Origin of the sequence: Salegentibacter maritimus (genome assembly GCF_016236915.1) — a bacterium.
Taxonomy (GTDB): Bacteria; Bacteroidota; Bacteroidia; order Flavobacteriales; family Flavobacteriaceae; genus Salegentibacter; species Salegentibacter maritimus.
The window spans coordinates 1-656 of the sequence record NZ_JAEHOK010000058.1 but is presented as its reverse complement, the minus strand read 5'-3'; the positions used below and the strand labels follow the sequence as shown (position 1 = coordinate 656).

The window sequence follows — 656 nt, the reverse complement described above, 5'->3', positions numbered from 1 at the left end:
CTCCAGGTAATAACATAAGATCCTATTTCGTTGTATGTTAGCGGATCTGACGTTGTCGCAGTTAATTCTGAACAATTATCTTTAGCTGTTGGAGCAGTAATTCTACCTGGAAAAACTTCACATTTAACAATTATATCTTCAAGGTCTGCTATATTAGGAATAGGAGCGATAGTATCTTCTACCGTTACCTTTGCCGTGGCAGTCGTTTCATTTTGGTTGTTGTCCACTACGGTCAGGCTCACTATGTTACCCCCAACATCTTCACAACTAAATTCAGTGATATCCAAACTTAGGCTGGAAATACCACAGGCATCATTAGAGCCATTGTCAATATCAGCTGGAGCGATAGTAGCTGTACCATTGGCATCAAGTTGTACCGTAAAGTCCTTGGCTAATGCTACAGGGGCAACATTATCTTCTACCGTTACTTTTGCCGTGGCTGTGGTTTCATTTTGGTTGTTGTCCACAACGGTCAGGGTCACTATGTTACCCCCAACATCTTCACAACTAAATTCGGTGATATCCAAACTTAGGCTGGAAATACCACAGGCATCATTAGAGCCATTGTCAATATCAGCAGGAGCGATAGTAGCTGTACCATTGGCATCAAGTTGTACGGTGATGTTTTTGGTTAAAGCAACCGGCGCCACATTATC

1 pseudogene is annotated in these 656 nt (G+C 42.2%); it reads right to left on the bottom strand.

Annotated elements, in window-relative coordinates:
- Positions 1-656: pseudogene (locus I6U49_RS16825) on the bottom strand (hypothetical protein); the annotation flags it as partial.